At 72.3% G+C, this 13,160-nt stretch carries 10 protein-coding genes; 6 read left to right on the top strand and 4 right to left on the bottom strand.

The annotated features are described in order from the left end of the window. From C6N75_RS14235 to C6N75_RS14225, 3 genes are all read left to right on the top strand, one after another. Nucleotides 1-1,629: ArnT family glycosyltransferase (locus tag C6N75_RS14235; protein WP_407703218.1), on the top strand; the 1,629-nt coding region annotated here is incomplete at its 5' end. A 92-nt stretch (nt 1,630-1,721) separates the two neighbouring features. After that, nucleotides 1,722-2,951 carry a glycosyltransferase gene (locus C6N75_RS14230; protein WP_105869261.1) on the top strand — a complete coding sequence of 410 codons (1,230 nt, stop codon included), beginning with the start codon at nt 1,722-1,724 and terminating at the stop codon, nt 2,949-2,951. Nucleotides 2,952-3,010: 59 nt separating this feature from the next. Further along, the gene (locus C6N75_RS14225; protein WP_105869262.1) at nt 3,011-5,392 is read left to right on the top strand and encodes a glyoxal oxidase; all 2,382 of its coding nucleotides are present in this window, start codon (nt 3,011-3,013) and stop codon (nt 5,390-5,392) included. On the opposite strand, the gene C6N75_RS14220 is transcribed toward C6N75_RS14225, so the two are convergent. Continuing rightward, a complete protein-coding gene (locus C6N75_RS14220) occupies nt 5,290-6,132 on the bottom strand; it encodes a GbsR/MarR family transcriptional regulator (protein ID WP_105869259.1) in 843 nt (280 codons plus the stop codon). The two genes, C6N75_RS14225 and C6N75_RS14220, sit on opposite strands and share 103 nt — an antisense overlap. Before the next feature lie 233 nt (nt 6,133-6,365). Here C6N75_RS14220 and C6N75_RS14215 point away from each other — a divergent pair, with 233 nt between their 5' ends. Beyond that, nucleotides 6,366-7,034, top strand: coding sequence for a DUF4097 family beta strand repeat-containing protein (locus C6N75_RS14215; protein ID WP_105869258.1), 669 nt, complete (start codon nt 6,366-6,368; stop codon nt 7,032-7,034). 31 nt (nt 7,035-7,065) lie between these two features. Beyond that, on the top strand, nt 7,066-8,163 hold the full coding sequence (locus C6N75_RS14210; RefSeq protein ID WP_105869257.1) for a serine hydrolase domain-containing protein: 1,098 nt from the start codon (nt 7,066-7,068) through the stop codon (nt 8,161-8,163). 4 nt (nt 8,164-8,167) lie between these two features. Here C6N75_RS14210 and trhA read toward each other — a convergent pair whose 3' ends face one another. Further along, complete coding sequence (gene trhA / locus C6N75_RS14205) at nt 8,168-8,881, bottom strand: PAQR family membrane homeostasis protein TrhA (RefSeq protein WP_181160469.1); 714 nt, start codon at nt 8,879-8,881, stop codon at nt 8,168-8,170. 326 nt (nt 8,882-9,207) lie between these two features. Between trhA and C6N75_RS14200 the strand changes: the two genes are divergently transcribed. Beyond that, nucleotides 9,208-11,031 carry a phosphoenolpyruvate carboxykinase (GTP) gene (locus C6N75_RS14200; RefSeq protein ID WP_105869256.1) on the top strand — a complete coding sequence of 608 codons (1,824 nt, stop codon included), beginning with the start codon at nt 9,208-9,210 and terminating at the stop codon, nt 11,029-11,031. A gap of 207 nt (nt 11,032-11,238) precedes the next feature. On the opposite strand, the gene C6N75_RS14195 is transcribed toward C6N75_RS14200, so the two are convergent. Next, entirely contained in the window at nt 11,239-11,643 is a 405-nt protein-coding gene (locus C6N75_RS14195; protein WP_105869255.1) for an SCO4983 family protein, read from the bottom strand. 115 nt (nt 11,644-11,758) lie between these two features. Beyond that, a complete protein-coding gene (locus C6N75_RS14190) occupies nt 11,759-12,970 on the bottom strand; it encodes a pyridoxal phosphate-dependent aminotransferase (protein WP_105869254.1) in 1,212 nt (403 codons plus the stop codon). Nucleotides 12,971-13,160: the final 190 nt, after the last annotated feature.

The raw sequence follows: 13,160 nt of genomic DNA, 5'->3' as shown, positions 1-13,160 counted from the left end.
GCCACCGCCACCCTCGTCCCGCCGCCGCTGGCCGCGCCGCCCGCCCGGCCCGACAAGCGCCGGGTCACCGTCCGGCCCGCCGTCCGCTTCCGCTCCTCCCGCCCCGACCTGGTGCTCTGCCTGCTGGTCCTGGCGGCGATCGTGCTGGTGCAGGGGTGGAACATCCAGAACTATCCGACGCTGAGTGACGACGAGGGCACGTACCTCGCGCAGGCGTGGGCCATCCAGCAGGGCGAGGGCCTGGCCCACTACACGTACTGGTACGACCATCCGCCGCTCGGCTGGATGCAGATCGCCGTCCTCACCTGGGTGCCCTCCCTGATCGCGCCCGAGTCGATGACGGTGGCCGGGATGCGGCTCGCGATGCTGCTGGTCAGCGCGGTCAGCGCGGTGCTGCTGTATGTGCTGGCGCGCCGGCTGTGGCTGCCGCGCTGGGCCGCCGGACTGGCCATGGCGCTGTTCGGGCTCTCCCCGCTCTCCGTCGTCCTCCAGCGGGAGATCTTCCTCGACAACCTCGCCGTGACGTGGATGCTGCTGGCGTTCTGCCTGGCCGCCTCGCCCAGCCGGCACCTGTGGCACCACTTCGGCGCCGGGCTCGCCGCCGCCACCGCCGTGCTCACCAAGGAGACGATGCTGGTCGTCCTGCCCGCGCTGCTGGTCACCATGTGGCGGCACAGCCACCACGACACCCGCAAGTTCGCCGTCACCGGAGCGATCACGGGCTGCGCGCTGATCGGCTTCTCCTACCCGCTGTTCGCCCTGCTCAAGGGCGAGTTGTGGCCGGGCGCGGGACATGTGTCGCTGTGGGACGGCATCACCTACCAGATGAGCCGGCCCGGCTCCGGCTTCCTGCTGGAGGAGGGCACCGGCTCGCACGGGGTGCTGGACTCCTGGCTGTACTACGACACGGTGCTGCCGCTCGGCGGGCTGGCCGGCGCGGCCCTGCTGCTGTGCACCCTGCGCTGGTCGGTCACCGCGCGGGCGCTGGCCGGGCCCGCGCTGGCGCTCGCCGTGCTCACCGTCGTCGCCCTGCGCCCCTCGGGCTATCTGCCCGCGATGTACGTCATCCAGGCGCTGCCGTTCCTCGCCCTGGTGCTCGCCGGCGGCGCGGCCTCCGTCGCCCACGCGGTGCTCCGCAAGGGCCGGCCGCTGCCCCGGCTCGTCCCGCTGCGCCGGGCCGCCGCCGCGCTGCTGGCCGCCGCCGCGCTGGTGTACGTCGTGCCGCGCTGGTACGAGGGCGACCGCACCGCCATGACCGCCGACGCCAACGCCCCCTACCGGGCGGCCGCCCGGTGGATGGCCGCCAACGTGGCCGACCCCGCCGCCACCCGCGTGCTCACCGACGACGCGCTCTGGCTCGACCTGGTGCACGCCGGCTACGAACCGGGGCTCGGCGCGATCTGGTTCTACAAGGCCGACCTGGACCCGGCCGTCGCCAGGACGCTGCCCGGAGGCTGGCGGGACGTCGACTACGTCGTCGCCTCCCCGACCGTGCGCCGCGACGCCCGCGACCTGCCCACCGTCCGCGACGCCCTGACCCACTCGGCGCCGGTCGCCGTCTTCGGCGAAGGCGAGGACCGCATCGAGATCCGCAAGACGCGCACCACCGACGGAGCGGAGGCCCGTTGACCACCCATCCCGCCGAGCCCGGGCAGCACATCCTGCCCGGAGCCCGTACGCCGGACCAGCCGCCCTCCGGAGCCGGTACGCCGCACCAGCCGCTGACCGGTGAACGGCCGCACCCCGCCGGGCCGGCCGAGCCGGCCGCCGTCACCCTGGTCATCCCGACCTTCAACGAGTCGGCCAACGTCCGCGAACTGCTGCGCCGCATCGCCGAGTCGGTGCCCGCCCGGCTCCCCTGCGAGGTGCTGTTCGTCGACGACTCCACCGACGACACCCCGGCCGTCATCGCCGACGCCGCCCGCGACTGCCCCTTCCCGGTCACCGCACTGCACCGCGAGAGCCCCGACGGCGGCCTGGGCGGCGCGGTGGTCGCCGGCCTCGCCGCCGCCACCGCCGACTGGGTCGTCGTCATGGACGGCGACCTCCAGCACCCGCCGCACCTGGTGCCCGAACTCGTCGCCACCGGCGAACGCACCGGCGCGGAACTGGTGGTGGCCAGCCGCTACCTGCCCGGCGGCAGCCGCGCCGGCCTCGCCGGCGGCTACCGGGTGGCCGTCTCCCGCGCCGCCACCTGGCTGGCCAAGGGCCTCTTCCCGCGCGCGCTGAAGTCCGTCAGCGACCCGATGAGCGGCTTCTTCGCCATCCGGCGCTCGGCCGTCGCCGACGCCGTCACCGGTGACGAGCTCAAGCCGCTCGGCTACAAGATCCTGCTCGAACTGGCCGTGCGCTGCCGCCCCGAGACGGTCGCCGAGGCCCCGTTCGTCTTCCAGGACCGCTACGCCGGCGAGTCCAAGTCCACCGCCCGCGAGGGCATGCGCTTCCTGCGCCACCTGGTCGAGCTGCGCACCGCCGCGCCGCTCGCCCGGATGGTCGCCTTCGGACTGATCGGGCTGACCGGCTTCGTCCCCAACCTCGCCGCGCTGTGGGCGCTGACCGCCGCCGGGCTGCACTACCTGCCCGCCGAGGTCGCCGCCAACCAGTTCGGCGTCGCCTGGAACTTCCTCCTCATCGAGGTGCTGCTCTTCCGCGACCGGCGCCGCCACCGCCACTTCGCCGACCGGGCGGGCCGCTTCGCGCTCCTCGCCAACGCCGACCTGGTGGTGCGCATCCCGCTGATCGCCCTGTTCGTCGGGCAGTTGCACCTGACGGTGCTGCCCGCCACCGCGCTCGCCCTGCTGACCACCTTCGTGCTCCGGTTCGCCGGCACCGAGGCGCTGGTCTACCTGCCCCGCCGGGAGCGCCGGGGCCGGCCGCGGGGCGGCGCGGACCGCACGGCTCGCCGGCCCCGCACGGCCGGTGAGGCACGTACCGAAAGGACACCCGGGTGAGACGACGAACCTCCTCGCGCCGACGGCGGCGCGCGCCTGCCCTGCTGGCCGCCGCGGCCCTGGCCGGCGGGCTGCTGCTGGCCGGCGGGCAGCCCGCCACCGCCGGCGCCAACCTGGTGAAGAACCCCGGCTTCGAGACGGCCGGCGCCGACGGGTCCGGCATGCCGTCCTGCTGGTCCCGCTCCGGCTGGGGCGACAACGACTTCACCTTCACCACCACCGCCGACGCCCGCACCGGGACCAAGGCCATGAAGGTGGAGCTGACCCGGCGGGTGGACGGCGACCGCAAGGCGCTGGTCACCGAGTCCGCCGCCTGCGCCCCGACGGTGGCCTCGGGCCGCCAGTACGACCTGTCGCTCTGGTACAAGTCGACCACCCCGGACACCTCGCTCACCCTGTTCCGGCACGACACCACGGCCGGCTGGCAGTACTGGACCGACCTGAAGACCCTCGACATGGCGGCCGTCTACACCCGGGCCGAGGTGCGCACCCCGGCGGTGCCGCCGGGCACCGACCGGATCGCCTGGGGCGTCTCGGTGTTCGGCACCGGCTCGGTCACCACCGACGACTACGCCATGGAGGAGGTGGCCACCGCCCCGCCGCCGGCCATGTGCACCGGCACCGCCGCGCAGTGCGCCAAGGGCTCCTGGCAGGTCCTGGCCATGAAGAACCCGGTGCGGTCGATGCACTCGGTGGTGCTGCACAACGGCAAGGTGCTGCTGATCGCCGGCTCGGGCAACGATCCGGCGCAGTTCGCCGCCGGCACCTTCACCTCGGCCGTCTACGACCCGGCCGAGGGCGCCTTCAAGACGATCCCCACCCCGGTGGACATGTTCTGCTCCGGGCACGTCCAGCTCTCCGACGGCCGGGTGCTCATCATGAGCGGCAACAAGGGCTATCCGTCGGCGGACGGCTCCATCGGCTACCAGGGGCTGAAGGACTCCTACACCTTCGACCCGGCGACCGAGACGTACACGAAGACCAACGACATGGCCGAGGGCCACTGGTACCCGTCGGCGACCGTCCTCGGCAACGGCGACGTCATCTCCTTCGGCGGGCTGAAGCAGGACTCCACCGGCAACGTGACGGCCGAGAAGTTCTCCGCCGCCCAGAACCGCTGGCTCCCGATCGACCAGGTCAACCAGACCTGGTCGTACTGGGGGCTGTACCCGTCGATGATCCTGATGCAGGACGGCCGGCTGTTCTACTCCGGCAGCCACACCTTCGGCAACGGCACCCCCGGCACCGGGGCGTCGATCTACGACTACGACGCCAACACCGTCACCGACGTGCCCGGACTGCGCAGGAAGGACGAGCGCGACGAGTCGGCCAGCGTGCTGCTGCCGCCCGCGCAGGACCAGCGGGTGCTGACCGTCGGCGGCGGCAACAACGAGTCCAACCCGGTGGCCAACCGGCTCACCGACATCATCGACCTCAAGCAGCCCAGCCCCGCGTACACCGCGGGTCCGCCGATCCCGCAGGGCCAGGTGGACCAGGGGCAGGGCAAGCGCCCGCAGACCGGCGACGAGGGCAAGATGTACGTCTCGGCGGTGCTGCTGCCGGACGGCAAGGTGCTGGAGACCGGCGGCGGGATGCACGACCGGGCCGACCCGGTCTTCGAGGCGTCGATGTTCGACCCGGCCACCGACACCTACCAGGCCGGGATGGCCGCCGACCCGGTGCCGCGCGGCTACCACTCCTCGGCATTCCTGCTGCCGGACGGGCGGGTGATGGCGGTCGGCGACAACCCGGGCAACGGCACCTACAACCACGACGTGTCGGTCTACACCCCGCCGTACCTCTTCAAGGGGCCCCGGCCCGCGATCACCTCGGTGATCGACGGGAGGTGGAACTACGGCGACACCCAGCGGATCACCGTGGACCGGCCGATCGCCAAGGCGGAGCTGATCCGCCCGGCGGCCGTCACCCACTCCTCCGACCCCAACCAGCGGTTCGTGGACCTGCCGCTGAGCGTGGTGGACGACCGTACGGTGGACCTCAACGTCACCGCCAACCCCAACCTCGCCCCGCCCGGCTGGTACATGCTCTTCGCGGTGGACGCGAACGGCGTGCCGTCGGTGGCGAAGTGGGTCCACCTGGGCGGTCCGGCCGCCATGGCCGCGAAGGCGGAGGGGTCGGCGCACGCCCACGACTTCGCCGGGGACCTGGCCGCCCAGCCGAGGAAGGCGCAGAAGAAGCGGGACTCGGCCCCGGTCAGCCCCCGGGTCGCCGGCTGCGACCGGCACTACGGCTCGGCCGCGGTGTGCGTCCCGACCGCCTTCCCGGCCGAGGTGAAGGCCACCACGGCCGCCCGCTGCGGGTGGCTGGCCGCGCACGACTACGGCCGGCTGAGGGTCAACGGCAAGGACGACCCGCTGCGGCTCGACCCGGACCGGGACGGCGCCGCCTGCGGGAAGGGGGACCTGCGGGTGAGGCGGTAGCCCGGCGGCAGGCGCCGCAGGGCCGGCCCGTGCCCGCGGGTGTGCAGGACCTCCCTGGCCTGGTCGGCGGCGCGGAAGATGCTCTCGGAGACGAAGTCGACGAAGCGGGCGATGTTCTCCAGGCGTTCGGCGGCCGGGCTGCCGGGGCCGAGGACGTCCACGCCCTGCCGGGCGACCTCGCCCAACTGGGCGGTGGACCGCGCGCCGGCGATCGTGGACTGGTACAGCACGTCGTCGTCGACCACGTACCGCTCCCGGCGGCGGTCGTCGCGCTCGCGGCGGATGAGCGTCTGGCTCTCCAGGAAGGCGACCGCCTTGGACACGGACGCCGGGCTGACCTGGAGGCGCGCGGTGAGCTCGGCGGCGGTGAGGCTGCCGGAGTCGGTGGTGTAGAGGGCGGCCAGCAGCCGGGCCGTCATCTTGGGCAGGCCCGACTGCATGAAGACGGTGGTGAACGTCTCCTCGTACTCGCGTACCGCCTCCGCGTCGCGCCCGTCGGCGAGCGGCGCCGCCGGCTGACCGCCGGGCGTCGTCTTGCGGCGGCGGTGGGCCCGGCGCTCGGTGGCGCGGTGGGCCAGGTCGGCGCGGTAGGCGGTGGGGCCGCCGTTGCGCATGACCTCGCGGGTGACGGTCGAGGTCGGACGCTCCAGGCCGCGGGCGATCTCCGCGTAGGCGAGCCCGTCGGCCAGTCCCACCGCGATCTGCCGGCGTTCCTGCTGGGTGAGCCTGCCTCCCGGCATCAAGGTCTCCTTCGTGGTCCGTCAGTGCCACCACCATAGCGTTCACTTCCCACCGATTGCATCGACCGCCGTCGCTGACGTTGCGTTGGAAGCTCTTCCATTGCAATGAATAATGGCATTTGAGCTGGGCGTATCAAGCATCGGTGCAACAAGTGCATTGCTGAATCTGTGAAGGCAACGTAGCGTTTCTGTTGTCGGAAACAGCACGCGACACCGCTTCGAAGGAGCGCGCCATGCACACGTACCCCACCCCCGCCCCCGTCTCCGCCGTCCTCGACATCCCCGCGGGGCACATCCGGTTCATCGCCGCCGACCGGGCGGACACCACGGTCGAGATCCGTCCCGCCGACGCCGCCGAGGGCCGCGACGTGAAGGCCGCCGAGCGGACCGAGGTGGTCTTCGCCGACGGCGAGCTGCGGATCACCGCCCCGCCCGCCGAGAACCGGATCCTCGGCTCCACCGGCTCCGTCGAGGTGACCGTCCGGCTCCCCGCCGGGTCCCGCGTCGAGGCGAAGGCGGCCCTGGCCGAGTTCCGCGGCGTCGGCCGGCTCGGCGAGGTGGCCCTGGAGGCCGCCCAGGCCACCGTCAAGCTCGACGAGACCGCCGGCGCCCGGCTGACCCTCCAGGCCGGGGACGTCTCGGTGGGCCGGCTCGGCGGCCCCGCGGAGATCAGCACCCAGAAGGGCGACCTGGTGATCGCCGAGGCCGTCGGGGGCGCGGTCCGGCTGCGCACCCAGCACGGTGACATCACCGTCGGCGCCGCCCGCGGGGTCTCCGCGACGCTGGACGCCGGCACCGCCTACGGGCGCGTCGGCAACGCGCTGCGCAACACCGGCGACGCGGTCGGGCTGGAGATCCACGCCACCACCTCCTACGGCGACATCACCGCCCGCAGCCTGTAGGACGCCCGCACCCACGACAGGAGACACCGACATGACCAGCGACCAGGACCGCCCGGAGCTGCGGAAGATCATCGAGGAGATGGCCGACTCCGGCTTCACCGGGGTGGCACTGCACGTGAACGACGAGCGCGGCGAGTGGATCGCCACCGCCGGGGCGCGCGAGCCGGGCGGGACGGAGCGGCCGCCGGCCAACCCGTACGTCCGGATCGGCAGCAACACCAAGACCTTCGCCGCCGTGGTGGTGCTGGGCCTGGTGGCCGAGGGGGCGTTCGCCCTGGACGATCCGGCGGCGGGGCTGCTGCCCGGCTACGGGCTCGACCCGAGGATCACGGTGCGGATGCTGCTCCAGCACACCAGCGGGGTCTTCAACTTCACCGGCGAGTTCTACGAGGACGGGACGGTGGCGCCGGGCATCCCCTCCACCATCGCGGGCCGCGAGTGGGTGGAGGGCCGGTTCACCGCCTACCGTCCGCAGGAGCTGGTCAGGCTGGCGCTGTCGAAGCCGGCGCGGTTCGAGCCGGGGACGGGCTGGAGCTACGCCAACACCAACTACGTGCTGCTGCGGCTGCTGGTCGAGCAGGTCACCGGCCGCTCGCTGGCCGAGGAGACCCGGCGGCTGATCCTGGCGCCGCTCGGGCTGTCCGGCACCCTGCTGCCGGAGAACGACCCGGAGGTCCCCGCGCCGCACAGCCGGGCCGGCTACCGCTACGAGGAGGACGGGCGGCAGGTCGTCGTCGACGTCACCCGGCAGGACCCGTCCTGGGTCTCCACCGGCGGGGACATGATCTCCACGCCCCGGGACCTGCACACCTTCGTCTCCGCGCTGGCGGGCGGCCGGCTGCTGCCGGCCCGCCTGCTGGCCGAGATGTGCGCGCCGCACCCCGACGCGGGCTACGGGCTGGGCCTGATGGTGCAGCAGACGGAGGGCGGCTCCACCGTCCTCACCCACAACGGCGGCATGGGCGGCCACGCGGCGCTGATGTACAGCACCCCGGGCGGCGGGCGGACCCTGACCGCCGCGCTGAACTACGTCGACGACGCCGCGCTCTCCATGGCGGCGCCGTTCCAGCAGGCCACCCGGCGGCTGGTGAAGGAGGTGTTCGACGGGGCGCCGTCCGCCGCCGGCTGACCGGTCAGGCGTGCTGGTAGGCCACCAGCGAGATGCCGACGTAGTGGACGACGAAGGCGGCCAGGGTGAGGGAGTGGAACACCTCGTGGAAGCCGAACCAGTGGGGTGAGGGGTTGGGCCGCTTGATCCCGTAGACCACTCCGCCCGCGCTGTAGAGCAGGCCGCCGACGACCACCAGCACCAGGACGGCGATGCCGCCCTCGCGCATGAAGTCGGGCAGGAAGAACACCGCGGCCCAGCCCATCGCGATGTAGCACGGGGTGTACAGCCAGCGCGGGGCGCCGACCCAGAACACCCGGAAGGCGATCCCGGCCGCCGCGGCCGCCCACACCGCCCACAGCAGCGACCGTCCGGTGGAATCCGGCAGGAGCAGCAGGGTGAGCGGGGTGTAGGTGCCGGCGATGATCAGGAAGATGTTGGCGTGGTCCAGCCGGCGCAGCACGGCGGTGGCGCGCGGCCCCCAACTGCCGCGGTGGTACAGCGCGCTGACGCCGAACAGCAGGCAGGCCGTCAGGACGTAGATCCCGCAGGCGATCCGGCCGCGGGTGGAGTCGGCGAAGGCGGTCAGCACGATGCCGGCGACCAGTACGGCCGGGAACATCCCGGCGTGCAGCCAGCCCCGCAGCCTGGGCTTCACCGGCGGCGGGTCTATCTCGGTCACCTCGGACACGGCGGTCACCTCGGACACGGCGGTCACCTCGGACGCGGCGGCAGTCATGCCGGAAATGCTACCTACGGGGGCGTAGGGAGAGCGCCCTCAGGTGGCCGAGGTCACGCCGGTCGGGGGACGGGGCTCGCCCGATCGCCGGATCATGCGCGTCACCGCCGGTAGAGCCGCAAGAACGAAGGAAAACGCGGCGGAGCACAGCAATATGAGTGGCAATGCTCACGTGAGAGGCCCCCTGGACATATGGGCGTCTCCATCGGATGATCAGATGAGAGCAGTCGGCACCGGATGAGCGCCAACGGGAAACTGACGTACAGCATCCGGGTCGCAGCCCCCACGGGGCAGACACACTCGACACCCCTCATCAAGGAGCAATCGTGGCGCGCGATAACGCGGCTCCCGCCTCTGTCCCCACCCGGCACCGGGAGCTGGTCTCCTGGGTCGACGAGATCGCGGCACTGACCCAGCCGGACCGGGTCGTCTGGTGCGACGGCTCGGAGGCCGAGTACGAGCGCCTCGCCGAGGAGCTCGTCGCCAAGGGCACCTTCCGCAAGCTCGACCCGACGCTGCGCCCCAACTCGTACTACGCCGCCTCCGACCCGTCGGACGTGGCCCGGGTGGAGGACCGCACCTTCATCTGCTCCGAGAAGGAGGAGGACGCCGGTCCGACCAACCACTGGAAGGCCCCCGCCGAGATGCGCGAGGTCTTCCAGGGCGAGAAGGGCGTCTTCCGCGGCTCCATGAAGGGCCGCACCATGTACGTCGTGCCCTTCTGCATGGGCCCGCTCGGCTCGCCGCTGTCCGCGATCGGCGTCGAGATCACCGACTCCGCGTACGTGGCCGTCGCCATGCGCACCATGACCCGGATGGGGCAGCCGGTCCTGGACGAGCTGGGCGAGGACGGCTTCTTCGTCAAGGCCGTGCACACCCTGGGCGCGCCGCTGGCCCCGGGCGAGCAGGACGTGCCCTGGCCGTGCAACTCCACCAAGTACATCTCGCACTTCCCGGAGAGCCGGGAGATCTGGTCGTACGGCTCCGGCTACGGCGGCAACGCGCTGCTCGGCAAGAAGTGCTACGCCCTGCGCATCGCCTCGGTGATGGCCCGCGACGAGGGCTGGCTGGCCGAGCACATGCTCATCCTCAAGCTGACCCCGCCCCGCGGTGAGTCGAAGTACGTGGCGGCCGCCTTCCCGTCGGCCTGCGGCAAGACCAACCTCGCCATGCTGGAGCCCACCATCTCCGGCTGGACGGTGGAGACCATTGGCGACGACATCGCCTGGATGCGGTTCGGCGAGGACGGCCGGCTGTACGCGATCAACCCGGAGGCCGGCTTCTTCGGCGTCGCCCCCGGCACCGGCGAGCACACCAACGCCAACGCCATGAAGACCCTGTGGGGCAACGCGGTCTTCACCAACGTCGCGCTCACCGACGACGGCGACGTGTGGTGGGAGGGCATGACCGAGGAGGCGCCCGCCCGTCTGACGGACTGGAAGGGCAACGACTGGACCCCGCAGTCGCAGACCCCGGCGGCCCACCCCAACGCCCGCTTCACCGTGCCGGCGTCCCAGTGCCCGATCATCGCGCCGGAGTGGGAGGACCCCAAGGGCGTGCCGATCTCGGCCATCCTCTTCGGCGGCCGCCGCGCCACCGCCGTCCCGCTGGTCACCGAGTCCTTCGACTGGCAGCACGGCGTCTTCCTCGGCGCCAACGTGGCCTCCGAGAAGACCGCCGCCGCCGAGGGCAAGGTCGGCGAGCTGCGCCGCGACCCGTTCGCCATGCTGCCGTTCTGCGGCTACAACATGGGCGACTACATGCAGCACTGGGTCGACGTGGCCAAGGACAAGGACCAGGCCAAGCTGCCGAAGATCTACTACGTCAACTGGTTCCGCAAGAACGAGGCCGGGGAGTTCGTCTGGCCGGGCTTCGGCGAGAACAGCCGCGTGCTGAAGTGGATCGTGGAGCGCCTGGAAGGCAGGGCCGAGGGCGTGGAGACCGCGATCGGCGTGCTGCCGGCCAAGGGCTCGCTGGACACCGAGGGCCTGGACCTGCCGGAGGAGGACCTCGACTACCTGCTGAAGGTGGACGCCGAGGTCTGGCGCGAGGAGGCGGCGCTGGTGCCCGAGCACCTCAACACCTTCGGCGACCACACCCCGAAGGAGATGTGGGACGAGTACCGCGCGCTGGTGGCCCGCCTGGGCTGACCCGCCGCCGGGCGGTCGGTCACCGCCCCCGCAGACCCCGCGTGCCGAGACGGCCACAACCGCCCTGACCTGTGGATCACGGACGGCTCGGCACGCGGAACGGCCCCCGAAGCCCCCTCAGGCTCCGGGGGCCGCAATGCGCTCCCGTGGTCGGGTGAGGTGAGTGGCGCCCGGTCCGCGGCCTCCCCGGTCGCTGGACCGGGGCCGTCAGTGGGCGCCGACCGGGCGGCGCTCGTCGAGAGCGCCTGCCTCCAGTGCGGCGGTGTGCGCGTCCATCCGCTCGGCGGAGAGGATCGCGGCGGCGGTGTCGGCGCGGGAGGCGGCGACCACCAGGGCGCGGCCGGCGAGCGCGTGCGCCCGGCGGTGCAGCTCGGCCGGGGCTGCGCCGGAGAGCCCGGCGTGCCGGGCCGGCGGCGCCCCGCGCAACTTCGCCACCTGCTCGGCGATGCGCTCGGCGGCGGGCTCGTCGCCCAGCTCGTCGGTCACGGCGAGCAGCGCGGAGAGGTGGCCGGCGAGCTGGATGCGCAGTTCCTCGTCGCGGGTGCGGTGCGGATACGCGGTCGTGTCGTCGGCCATCCGGTGGACCGACTTGGTGCGGATCGGTTCGTACATGGGGACGGCCTCCTGCTCGTGAACAGGAGACCATCCTACATTGGAATCTGTCTAAAGTTGAGCCCGTTCGGTGTACGGACTCCCGCCCGGGTCCGGGCCAGGGCCCGGGCTCGGCTCAGTGCTGGCCGTACCCGTCCAGGAAGCGCCCGATCCGGGTCACCGCGGCGGTGAGGTCGGCGACGCCCGGCAGGGTGACGATCCGGAAGTGGTCCGGCTCGTGCCAGTTGAAGCCGGTGCCGTGCACCACCATGATCTTCTCGGCCCGCAGCAGGTCCAGCACCATCTGCCGGTCGTCCTTGATCTTGTAGACCGACGGGTCCAGGCGCGGGAAGAGGTACAGCGCCCCCTTCGGCTTCACGCAGGTCACACCGGGGATGTCCACCAGCAGCTCGTACGCCGCGTTCCGCTGCTCCAGCAGCCGCCCGCCGGGCTTCACCAGCGCCTCGACGGACTGCCGGCCCTGAAGGGCGGCGGCGATGGCGTGCTGGGCGGGCATGTTGGCGCACAGCCGCATGTTGGCCAGGATCGTCAGGCCCTCGATGTACGAGGAGGCGTGCGCCTTCGGCCCGCACACCGCCATCCAGCCGCTGCGGTAGCCGGCCACCCGGTAGTTCTTCGACATCCCGTTGAACGTCAGCACCATCAGGTCGGGCGCGATCGCGGCGGTGGGGGTGTGCGTGGCCCCGTCGTAGAGGATCTTGTCGTAGATCTCGTCCGAGCAGACCACCAGGCCGTGCCGGCGCGCGATCCCGGTCAGCCCGCGCAGCATCTCGTCGTCGTACACCGCACCCGTCGGGTTGTTCGGGTTGATGATGACGATCGCCTTGGTGCGGTCGGTGACCTTGCGCTCGATGTCGGCGAGATCCGGCATCCAGTCGGCCTGCTCGTCGCACCGGTAGTGCACCGCCGTGCCGCCCGAGAGCGACACCGCCGCCGTCCACAGCGGATAGTCCGGCGCCGGCACGAGGACCTCGTCACCGTCGTCCAGTAGCGCCTGCATGGCCATCTGGATCAGCTCGGAGACGCCGTTGCCCAGGTAGACGTCCTCCACCGACAGCGGGATGCCCTTGGTCTCGTAGTGGCTCATCACCGCTCGGCGCGCCGACAGCAGTCCCTTGGCGTCGCCGTAGCCGTGCGAGCCGCCGAGGTTGCGGAGCATGTCCTCCAGGATCGCCGGCGGGCAGTCGAAGCCGAACGCCGCCGGGTTGCCGGTGTTCAGCTTCAGGATGCGATGGCCGGCCGCCTCCAGCCGCATCGCCTCGTCCAGGACCGGCCCCCGGATCTCGTAACAGACGTTGGCGAGCTTCGTCGACTGGGTCACCTGCATGCTCGCGAGCTTAACGACGCCACGCCGGGCACGCCCGCTCTTTGTGTGCCACCTCACCCCGCCACGGCCCTCTTCGACCAGCTCTCCACGGCTGCCGCAGCTCGCCCGGCGACACCGCCGAACGGGTGAAGCGCACCTCTGGCGCGCGCCGGGCGAGCTGCGGCAGCCGTGGAGAGCTGGTCGAAGAGGG

It is taken from the genome of Streptomyces solincola (assembly GCF_002982015.1).
Lineage (GTDB): Bacteria > Actinomycetota > Actinomycetes > Streptomycetales > Streptomycetaceae > Streptomyces > Streptomyces solincola.
The sequence above is the reverse complement of the archived record's forward strand: the minus strand, read 5'-3'. Positions and strand labels throughout refer to the sequence as shown.